The sequence below is a fragment of the Marinagarivorans sp. genome (genome assembly GCF_982758155.1).
Map to the genome: position 1 here is coordinate 1 of NZ_CEXWTU010000220.1, position 8,159 is coordinate 8,159.

General features: G+C 47.2%; 9 protein-coding genes. 4 read left to right on the forward strand and 5 right to left on the reverse strand.

Annotation, left to right across the window (positions count from 1 at the left end; genetic code table 11):
- Window positions 1-276: 276 nt before the first annotated feature.
- From AC3A8L_RS17590 to AC3A8L_RS17600, 3 genes are read right to left on the reverse strand one after another with little or no spacing between them, the layout of a single operon-like run.
- On the reverse strand, window positions 277-1,149 hold the full coding sequence (locus AC3A8L_RS17590) for a response regulator (protein WP_487963581.1): 873 nt from the start codon (window positions 1,147-1,149) through the stop codon (window positions 277-279).
- A 50-nt stretch (window positions 1,150-1,199) separates the two neighbouring features.
- On the reverse strand, window positions 1,200-1,970 hold the full coding sequence (yaaA, locus tag AC3A8L_RS17595) for a peroxide stress protein YaaA (protein WP_487963582.1): 771 nt from the start codon (window positions 1,968-1,970) through the stop codon (window positions 1,200-1,202).
- Between the two features lie 9 nt (window positions 1,971-1,979).
- The gene (locus AC3A8L_RS17600) at window positions 1,980-2,456 is read right to left on the reverse strand and encodes a DUF4265 domain-containing protein (RefSeq protein ID WP_487963583.1); all 477 of its coding nucleotides are present in this window, start codon (window positions 2,454-2,456) and stop codon (window positions 1,980-1,982) included.
- A 311-nt stretch (window positions 2,457-2,767) separates the two neighbouring features.
- On the opposite strand from AC3A8L_RS17600, the gene AC3A8L_RS17605 reads away from it, so the two are divergent.
- The 4 genes from AC3A8L_RS17605 (at window position 2,768) to queF (ending at window position 7,133) form a co-directional block, all read left to right on the forward strand.
- Window positions 2,768-4,537 carry a hypothetical protein gene (locus AC3A8L_RS17605; protein ID WP_487963584.1) on the forward strand — a complete coding sequence of 590 codons (1,770 nt, stop codon included), beginning with the start codon at window positions 2,768-2,770 and terminating at the stop codon, window positions 4,535-4,537.
- A 77-nt stretch (window positions 4,538-4,614) separates the two neighbouring features.
- Window positions 4,615-5,535, forward strand: a complete 921-nt coding sequence (locus tag AC3A8L_RS17610) for an ABC transporter ATP-binding protein (protein WP_487963585.1) — start codon at window positions 4,615-4,617, stop codon at window positions 5,533-5,535.
- The gene (locus AC3A8L_RS17615; protein ID WP_487963586.1) at window positions 5,532-6,305 is read left to right on the forward strand and encodes an ABC transporter permease; all 774 of its coding nucleotides are present in this window, start codon (window positions 5,532-5,534) and stop codon (window positions 6,303-6,305) included. Before AC3A8L_RS17610 ends, AC3A8L_RS17615 begins: the two co-directional genes overlap by 4 nt.
- Before the next feature lie 9 nt (window positions 6,306-6,314).
- Window positions 6,315-7,133, forward strand: coding sequence for an NADPH-dependent 7-cyano-7-deazaguanine reductase QueF (gene queF / locus AC3A8L_RS17620; protein WP_487963587.1), 819 nt, complete (start codon window positions 6,315-6,317; stop codon window positions 7,131-7,133).
- A gap of 203 nt (window positions 7,134-7,336) precedes the next feature.
- On the opposite strand, the gene AC3A8L_RS17625 is transcribed toward queF, so the two are convergent.
- Window positions 7,337-7,822 (reverse strand): FKBP-type peptidyl-prolyl cis-trans isomerase, encoded by a 486-nt coding sequence (locus AC3A8L_RS17625; RefSeq protein WP_487963588.1) that lies wholly within the window; start codon window positions 7,820-7,822, stop codon window positions 7,337-7,339.
- Between the two features lie 137 nt (window positions 7,823-7,959).
- Window positions 7,960-8,159, reverse strand: a 200-nt coding sequence (locus AC3A8L_RS17630) for a hypothetical protein (RefSeq protein WP_487963589.1), incomplete at its 5' end; no start/stop codon positions are given.

Below are 8,159 nucleotides of genomic sequence, written 5' to 3' on the forward strand. Positions count from 1 at the left end.
CAATTTTCGTTTTTCATCATGACTAAATCGCCAGAAAAATGAGCTTAAAATATGGTTGCGGGGTTATTTTTTGGGCATTCAAGCGCCGGGCCTTGCAGGACAGCAAAGTGGTAGACAATGCAGGAGCATATTTGTCGAGAGCGCTTGTATAGCACCCAGCCCCAGCATGGATGCGTGCGGGTAGATTTTGCAGGAGCACAAAATCGTAGATGGCTTGAGCGACCCAGAAAATGATCTATTTTCCGGCCTATTTGTGCATGGCTGAATAGTTGCTCATTATTTTTGCAAATGAAGTGATAAGGCTTCGAGTTTTTCGGGGTCCTCATCCACAAAACGCACAACTACCTTGATACCTCGGCTGGCGGGGTTGGGCTCGACAGCTAGAACACTATGAACATACCCATTTAGGGTGGCAATAAGGTTGCCTTCAGGGTCCGCCAAATCGACAACAGCTTGGTCAAATACCGTGGGGCATTTATCGGGACGTGCAAGAAAACCACCGATTGACTGCAGTGATGCCTCTCTCACGATGCAATCTTGTGGCTCGCAGCCTGCAAAGCGTAAAACGGCTTTCCCCTTAAAAGGCGGCGGCGCATTTGTATTGGATTTTTCTTTTGCTACAGGTTTAACTGCAGCTGCAGCCGGTGAAAATGCAGCCGGGACTTCGCTGGTATTTTTCGACAGCGTTTTAGGCGCCCCACCAGTCAAAACACCAAGAGAGCTAAAAGCTGAAGCTTTTTGATCTGGGTCTTGACCTGGCTTTAAGGGGATCTTTAATTTTTTGAGTTGCTTAGCGACTTTCCGAGTGAGTTCTTCGGGTGTGAATGGCTTGCAGATGTAATCGTTAACACCCGCTTTTACCGCCGCCATAACATGATCTCGGTCGCCGCGACTGGTAATCATAATAAAGGGAACGCTTGCGCTGGCAGGGTTTTCGCGAACCCAGTGCAGCAGCTCTTCGCCACTTAAACCCGGCATCTCCCAATCTGACAATATTAAGTCGGGTATTTTTTGCTTAATGAGGGTGCGGGCTTTGGCGCCATCTGGGGCCTCGTATAACTCGGCCCCATGTAGCATTTGCCGTAAAGTACGTTTAATCATATCGCGCACAAAGGTGGCGTCATCGGCCACTAGTATTTTTATGGGCATTATCGCCTACCTCACCGCAACGTGTTGTCCCTGAAACGGTTTAAGGAGCGTTATTGCTTACGCGTAAACACCCATTTATCACCCGAGGTCATAGCTTCATTAAAACCATAGCCATCAACATCAAACGCCTTAAGATCGTCAGGATTTGTTAGTGCATTCTTAATACTATAGGCGCTCATCAACCCTCGTGCTTTTTTCGCGTAGAAACTGATAATTTTATACTGGCCATTTTTATAATCTTTGAAGACAGGTTCAATCACCGTTGCGGCCAACTGCTTAACTTTAACAGCTTTGAAATACTCACCAGAAGCCAAGTTGATCACAGTGTCGCTTTTGAGCGCTTTCAGCTGAGCATTAAGCGCATCTGTAATAATCTCACCCCAAAATGCATATAAATCTTTACCGCGCTCATTGGCCAGCTTTGTGCCCATCTCCAGCCGGTAAGCCTGCATAAGGTCGAGCGGGCGCAACAAGCCATAAAGACCGGAAAGGATACGCAAATGCTTTTGGGCAAAAGCGAACTCTACCGCACTAAAATTGGCCGCATCTAAGCCTTGGTAAACATCGCCATTAAACGTTAAAGCCGCTGGCCGCGCATTTTTTACGGTAAAGGGTTGCGACCAAGCTTGGAAACGCTCGTAATTTAACCCACCCAACTTATCGGAGAGCTTCATCAATGCCGACACATCATGCGGGGCCAATGTTTGCAATTGTTGAATTAACACCTGCGCATGGTCGAGCAATGCTGGCTGTGTCGCCCGAACAGAAGGCAAAGTAGAGGTTTCGTCGAGATTTTTTGCTGGCGATATAACTAACAACATAAGGGCGCCCTACTGTGGTTTAAGGATATCTTGCCACCAATTTAGCGGTGTTTGACCGTCGTCTTGGCTATAGACATTGCTATACAACCATTGGCTACCATCGCGCATGCCTTCATTCAAAATAGCCTCGATCGCTTCGAAGCCGCAGCTAACATGAATGCTATAAACCAACATGCGAGGCGTTTCGATATCCATATCACCACCCAGCTTTTCGAGTTTAGGCGTTAGCAGCTCGGCAACAGGGCGAATATCCGCCTTACTGTACACACGAATGGATAAGTTGCCGCCGCGCTGAATCAACTCAAACTGGCCACTTTCTTTGTCGAGTTTAACAACATCTCCCGCCGCTAAGCCTTTAACAAACGCTGGTGAACGCACCAGCTGGCAAGCATCATCATCTCGCACATTAACTTGTAGCTTTTCCGCTACCGACTTACCATCGGGCCCAATACCCGCATACATTTCAATCACACTTAAAGAAGACATAACACACTCTATGGCAAAAACGCCGCATTATACGCAAAGCCGCGCGAGTACTGGCTCACCTTTTTTACAATTTGTAACAGACGCCCTTCATTTAGCGCGCTAGGCTTGCCGAATAGTAACTATTCAGGTGGGTTAGAAATAATGCCTACCTAAAAGGCGAATTGATTATTTTCTGGGTATTCAAGCGTCGGGAACGCTTGCATAGCGCCCAAGGATGGCCTGAGCGGCCCAGAAAATGATCAATTTGCCGGTCTATTCGAGCATGGCTGAATAGTTACGCCGGATATTAATAAAAAAATAGGATAAAACCCATGTTGATTCGCAACTCTCTAAGCTTACTGGCATTGAGTATCGGCACTGTACTCTCTGGATGTGACGGCACCACCATCGACCCTAACGCTAAACCCTGTGATAACCCAATGCCCGCTGCTTGTTACATGGTTAAAAATACCGCTAACGAATGGGTTTACGACACACTCAGCCAATGTGATGCCATCCCCAATGGCTCGGTTCAAAACTACAATGGCAGCTGCACGAATGAAGGCGCAGTTGTTGATATCTGCGACAGTCCAGAACCACCACCCGGCGCCCCAACCTGCTACGCAATTACCCCTAACGCCAGCGCATGCCCACTCGGTGACTGCGCGGTTGAATACCGCATTGCCGATTTTTGTGGCGTGCGCGGTGAAGATGCTGCAATCGTAGAAGCGATATACTGTGATGACTCGATATTACCGCCAATCCCCGCCTCCTTATGCAATTTGATGGACGGCCGAACTTACTACTCTGAAACCTTGGAAGAAGGTGGCGCCACACCAGAAGGCATCAGCAAAGTGCACTGGAGCATCAATTTTGACAATGGCGCGCTAAGCCTATTTCAGTCAGACTTTATCCTATCGGGCAGTTACGCTTGCCGAGACGATCAAGTCATTCTTACGATTGATAGCGGCGAACCCACCGAGCACATCCTGACACTTGAGGACGAACGAAAAAGCTTTGAGCTCAACCCGTTAGGCGGCAAGCTAATCACCTATACCTACAGCGATGCGTCTTATAACTCCACGCCCTGTGAGAATGTACGAGGCAGCCGCTACAGTACGCCACCTAGCATCACCACCAGCCCACTGGAAGGCCCAACCTTTTTGGATTTTGGCGATAGCCCGAATACAGTCATCTTTGGCTACGGCGATATTCGCGAATCTGGTCACTACGACTGCCAGCTTGGCGAGCTACACGTTCACACGCAAAACCGCATACAACCTTTGGTCATAGAAGTTAACCGACACGGCTTTGACGTCACCATCCTGGATGAGCATAGGCTTACCCTCCCTCGCGTGGACGACAACCCCGTGGTCTGCGATCAATACTACAATCCCGTTTGCGCATCGTTCAATACCGGCATTCAGTGTGTGACTACACCGTGCCCCACCGAAGAATACAAAACCTACGGCAACCGCTGCACCGCTGAAGCGGCGAAGTCACCGGTTTTGTTTGATGGCGAATGTGGCAAATTAGAAGGTCAGCCAATTGACGACCAACTGGTAGCTTGCCCTGCGATTTACATGCCCGTTTGCGCCAAGGATGCAACGAATACTGTTTGTATTACCTCGCCCTGTGAAAGCCATGAATACAAAACCTTTGGCAACGCCTGTAGCGCTGGCGCCGCGCTAGCGATGACAAGCTTTAACGCTAGCTGTGACACCTATGGCATTGAAGGTTTGGTGTCTTTCCAGCACGAGCCCATTCAGCTGGACATGCCAGAACCTGCAGCCGGTTTTAAAGCTCAATTCGCCAGCGCAGAAATCAATGGCGACATAATGACCGCGAGTGCCAGCTACTCGGGATGCAAAAAACATCCCGTACACTTTCATGCCTACACCACATGGCTTGAACCCGCTGACGGGTTAGTCGTGGCAACAGAAAGCTTTTTCACGAAAGATGTTAACGATGATTGCGAAGCGCTCTTTACGACGGAGCAAGATTTCGATCTTACGCCGATTAAAGCCGCTTATTTCACACAATTCCCCGACCGAAAAAGGGGCTTTGTTAACTTTCAAGGCGTTGGCACTTACAACTTTTAGATCTATTAAGGTGGTGCCCAGCACCACATTCCCCTACCATAGCGCCTCATTCTATTTACAGAGATTGGGGCGTTTTTATGACTGCCGCTTTGGCCATTACCGGCCTTCAAAAAACTTACAACAACGGCTTTACCGCACTCAAAGGTATCGACCTCTCCGTTGAACCCGGCGATTTTTTTGCCCTACTGGGCCCTAACGGGGCCGGTAAATCTACCACCATTGGCATTATTAGCTCGCTGGTTAAAAAAACCGACGGTCATGTTTCTATCTTTGGTTGCAACATAGACACCCATTTTAGTGAAGCCAAACAACACCTTGGTTTAGTCCCGCAAGAATTTAACTTTCACATGTTCGAAAAAGTATCCGACATTGTGATGAATCAAGCGGGTTATTACGGCATCCCAAAAGCCAAAGCCACAAGCCGGACAGAGGAATTACTTAAGCAGCTCGAGCTTTGGGATAAACGCGACACCCCTGCCCGCATGTTATCCGGCGGCATGAAAAGGCGCTTGATGATTGCCCGCGCACTGGTACACGAACCTAAGCTGCTGGTGCTAGACGAGCCCACCGCGGGTGTCGATATAGAACTACGCCGATCCATGTGGGCTTTTTTACAGAGAATCAACCAAGCGGGTACCACCATTATATTAACGACTCACTACTTGGAAGAAGCCGAGCACTTGTGCCGTAACATTGCCATTATTAACGGCGGTGAGATCGTTGAAAATACCAGTATGAAAGAATTGCTGAAACGGCTAGATAAAGAAGTTTTTATTCTTGATGCCGACGCGCTACCCGCCACCATTCCTGACTTAGCGGGTTACGACATCACTCGTACAGATGCACATACATTGGAAGTTGTTATTCAAAAAAAGCAAACACTGAATGCTGTATTCGAACATTTATCTTCGCACAAAATTGTAATTTCTAGCATGCGCAACAAAGCCAATCGCTTAGAAGAGCTTTTTGTAAACTTAGTCAATAAGGGGACAAAATGAACGCACAGCAAACCTGGATAGCCTTTTCCACACTCGTCCGTAAAGAAGTCAAGCGTTTCACCCGCATTTGGGTGCAAACGTTACTGCCCCCCGTCATTACCATGAGCCTTTACTTTATTATTTTTGGTAAATTAATTGGTGAGCGTATTGGTGAAATGAGCGGTACGCCTTACATTGCTTTTGTCGTACCTGGCCTAGTGATGATGGCAGTGATTAATAATAGTTACGCCAATGTGGTTTCTTCTTTTTTTAGCGCCAAGCTCAACCGCAGCATTGAAGAATTACAAGTTAGCCCAACCCCTAGCAGTGTAATTATTGCCGGCTATGTTGCCGGTGGCGCTTTACGCGGTTTAATTATCGGCCTGCTAGTCACTGCGCTGTCTTTTTTCTTTGCCGACATCCACATTCATAGTATTGCGATTACACTAAGCGTAATCATGCTGGCCGCTATTTTATTTGCCCTAGCCGGCTTTATTAACGCGACCTTTGCCAATAGTTTTGATGACATCAATATTATCCCTACGTTTGTATTAACGCCACTTACTTATCTTGGCGGCGTCTTTTATTCCATCGATATGCTGCCAGAATTTGGCCAAATCCTTTCTCAATTCAACCCTATTTTATACTTGGTTAATAGCTTTCGTTACGGCATGTTAGGCATTAGCGATATCAATATTGCAGCATCACTTACCGGCCTTATTTTTATGGTCATCATTTTATATTCGGTGTGTTGGTTCCTACTCGAAAAAAGCCAACGCCTAAGACAATAGGTACTAACAATGACAGATAACAACCGTTTCGGTCTTGAATTGGCCTTAGGCAAACAGCAGGCTTACCAAGATCAATACAACCCCACCCTACTACAACCGATTGCCCGCGATATTTGCAGGCAACATTTACCGACGCAGGCTTTTAAAGGCGTGGATATATGGACAGGGTATGAGTTGTCGTGGTTAGACCTAACAGGGAAACCACGCGTAGCCGTTGCTGAATTTACTTTTTCAGCCAACAGTAGCCATATCGTTGAATCTAAATCATTCAAATACTATTTGAATTCGTTTAATCAAACTCAAATAACTGATGAAGGCATCGCACAAAAGCTACAGCAGGATTTAACCCTAGCCTCTGGCGGAAAAGTGGATATTACCATTACCGCATTGGATGATTACCAGCATCCAGCAACACAACTTACGCGCTTTACTTGTGTCGATAATTTAGCACTAGCATCCCCCTGCTACACGCCATCACAACATTTATTAACGGCAACACCCAGTGATGAAACACAGCGTTTAAACAGCCATTTACTCAAAAGTAATTGCCCTGTAACAGGCCAGCCGGATTGGGCCAGCGTATGGATTGAAATCGAAGGGGCAAAACTGCAAGAAGAGAGTTTTTTAGCTTATATTGTGAGCTACCGAGGACATCAAGACTTTCACGAAAATTGCGTAGAACAAATGTACTGTGACATTTGGCAAACTTTAAAGCCTTCAGCACTTTGGGTATATGCACGCTATACGCGTCGCGGAGGGCTAGATATTAATCCTTTCAGGTGCAGCCACCAGCAAACGCCACCGAACTTAAAAGCCGCGCGGCAATAGCCGCGCCGTTCAATTTAAACAACTAAGGGGCGTGCATGAAATAACTTCCCGTTTTTGAATTCCTGGGGGCACGCTTGCCTTCGTTAAAAATATTTGCAATAGCCGGCTATTACGCCATATTTTCGCCTCGTCAAGCAAGCACCCACAAACCCAAATTCCAGCAACTTATTCCGTGCACACCCCTAAGAATAAATACTGAAGGATTAATGGTGGTGACCGCCCAAACCATGCGCATGGCCATGAGTTAACTCTTCAGGTGTTGCTGCTCTTACGTCCCGAATAACAACATCAAACGTAAGCGTCTTGCCTGCAAAGGGGTGATTCATGTCCAGCTGCACCATGAACTTACCCGCTTTAACAATACGAGCATCTCGTGCGCCACCCTCGGTATTGACCTTAACCAACATGCCGGGCAATAAACGCTTATATTTCCCTGCCAAGTGCTTCACAGGTACTTTCTGCAAAGCGTTGGGCTGAACGACGCCGTAAGCTTGCTCTGGAGATAGGGTCACCGTTACCGCCGCACCTTCTTCATGCCCCTCCAACGCTTCCTCTAAACCCGCTAAAATATTTTTATGACCATGTAAATAAGCCATTGGAATACCGTCATCACTTTGCTCCAACAAAGTACCGCCATCTTCACTGAGTTTATAGCTAATCGTGGCTACAGCATCTTGTGCAATTTTCATCAGAAATCCTACAATCGTTAAAAATCAGGGAGTATAACGATTGTTTATGGTCCGTGCGAATACTCACGAGTATGGCTTTTGTATCCAGGCGGGGCGAAGCTACCTTTAATCCATCGCCGAAAAACTCTAGCCAAAAGCTACAACACATCGCCTCGATTCTGCGAAGGCAAGCCAAATTCACTCAAGTTCAAACCAGCAATATTGCCAATCTCCCTAAACAAATCCGCATTCGTGCGACTACTATCCACAGCAAACCGTCGCAGCTGCGGTTGTAAAGCGCCATTAATATCTTCGCGTCGCAGCGCTTGAGCGTCAACCTTACTTAAATAGGCTGGCT